This is a genomic window from Streptomyces sp. NRRL WC-3549 (assembly GCF_000721935.1).
Taxonomy (GTDB): domain Bacteria; phylum Actinomycetota; class Actinomycetes; order Streptomycetales; family Streptomycetaceae; genus Streptomyces.
The window spans coordinates 1-1,854 of record NZ_KL585388.1; the positions used below are offsets into that span (position 1 = coordinate 1).

General features: G+C 67.5%; 1 protein-coding gene. It reads right to left on the reverse strand.

The features are described 5' to 3' along the window. Positions 1-120 precede the first annotated feature (120 nt). Positions 121-1,854: bifunctional metallophosphatase/5'-nucleotidase (locus IH13_RS0106460; protein ID WP_420713345.1), on the reverse strand; the 1,734-nt coding region annotated here is incomplete at its 5' end.

Here is a 1,854-nt window from a genome sequence, read left to right on the forward strand (position 1 = left end):
CGTCTGACCCGCACCCCGCACACACGGCGACGGCCGCCTCCCCAAGGAGACGGCCGCCACCACACCCAAACCCCGGACGACCCGGGACCCGCCGACCAGGCCCCGGGAGACCACCCGGCCTCAGAACACCGGCACACCGTCCCGCGTCAACCGCCAGTCCACCGACGCGAACTCCGCCGGGTCCACCGACCCCTTCGCCCGGACCCACCCGATGATCGTGTTCCGGATCTCGTCCGAATCCGCCCACACCTGCTCCGCACCCGGAACATGCGGGAAATCGCCCCCACCGCTCGCACGGTAGTTGTTCACCGCGAACACGAACCGCGCCGCCGGATCCACCGGCGCCCCCTCGAACGACAACCCCACGATCCGCGAACCCACCGGCTTCGCGATATCGATGTCGTACGTCACCCCCGACACCACGTCGTAGTTGTAATCCGGAACACCCTCCGCGTTCGTCAACTTCGACGTGTCCACCGGCGCACCCGCAGCCGTCTGCACGTAATACCGGGCCGAGTACTCCAGATAATCCTTCAGCTGCGCCCCCGTCAGCAGACGCGCCTCCAAGGTGTTCTCGAACGGATACAGACCCGCCGCGTCCTTGATCGTCACCTCGCCCGCCGGAATCGAGGCCGTACGCGAGAAACACGCGGCCTGCGACAGCACCGGCAGACCGGCGTACTCACCACCCGCCAGCGCCCGGCCCACCGTCTCCGCCTGCACCAGATTGATCAGATCGATGACCGGCTCGTCCTTCCACGGCGCCTCGGCCGTCGACATCGCCGCCACCGACGTACCGATCACCTGGTTGACGTACGCCACCACCTTCGCGTGCTCCTGCGAGAGCAACGACGTGATCCGCCGGTCCTCCTCCACCGTGTTCGAGTTCAGCACCTCGGCCCCCGCCTTCTCGACCACCCAGCGGCCCTTCTCCCACACCAGGTCGAAGTCGAACAACGTCAGCCGCTGCCCCCACTTCAACGGCTCCGAGAGAACGACCCGCTTCCCCGTCTCCTTGTTCACCACGAAGTGCTCGGGGATCTCCTCGTGCGCGTGCCCCACCAGAATCGCGTCGATCCCCGGCACCCGCTCCGCCACCAGGCCCGCCGCGTTCTCGACGTACGGCAGCTGGTCACCGTACGACGACGTACCCGACGAACCCGAATGCGCCGACACGACCACCACGTCCGCACCCATCGACCGCAGCTTCGGCACCCACTTCGCCGCCTGCTCCTCAAGACCCGGGAACACCATCTTCCCGCCCACATTCGCCTTGTCCCAGATCGCGATCCCCGGATTCGTCAGCCCCAGAACCGCCACCCGCACATCACGCCCGTGCGGCGTGCGCAGCCGCTTGATCACGTACGGGGCGAACGCCGGCCGCAACGTCTTCGCGTCCAGCGCGTTCGCGCCCAGCAGCGGGAAATCGCACTGCTCCTCGAACTTCCGCAGCACCGGAATCCCGTAATTGAACTCATGGTTACCGAGCGCCGCCGCGTCATAACCGATCCGGTTCATCGCCCGCGCCATCGGGTGTACCGGCCCACGCCTCGCCGTGATCGGATCGATCTTCGCGTAGTAGTACGAAAGCTGGGTGCCCTGGATCGTGTCACCCGCGTCGATCAGCAGCGTGTTACGCCGCCCCCGTTCCCCGCGGACCCGCTCCACCAGCGTGGAGACCTTCGCCAGTCCCACGTCGTTGTGCTCGGCGTCGTCGAACTCCCGGTCCGTGAAGTAGTCCCAGTTGAACACGTTCCCGTGCAGGTCCGTCGTGCCCATCACCGTGAACGAGTACCGCTGCGCCGGACGGCCGTGACCCTGCCCCTTCGGGCCCGCCGCCACCGCCGGAGCGGC